1 pseudogene is annotated in these 241 nt (G+C 45.6%); it reads right to left on the reverse strand.

From position 1 onward, the window contains the following. Positions 1-241: pseudogene (locus R7Z41_RS06760) on the reverse strand (hypothetical protein); the annotation flags it as partial.

Genomic DNA, 241 nt, shown 5'->3' on the forward strand with positions numbered 1-241 from the left:
CCAGCTCGTCAAAATTGAACTCATCTTCTGATTCAGTTGGTAAGCCTGCTTCAACTTGTTCTGACTCAACGGACTCGGACGTTTCTAACGCAGGTTCGCCAGCCATAGATGCTAGAGCATCTTCTTCACTAAACTCAGGAAGATCCAGCTCGTCAAAATTGAATTCATCTTCTGATTCAGTTGGTAAGCCTGCTTCAACTTGTTCTGACTCAACGGACTCGGACGTTTCTAACGCAGGTTC

It is taken from the genome of Vibrio sp. 1457, assembly GCF_033340195.1.
GTDB lineage: Bacteria > Pseudomonadota > Gammaproteobacteria > Enterobacterales > Vibrionaceae > Vibrio > Vibrio alginolyticus.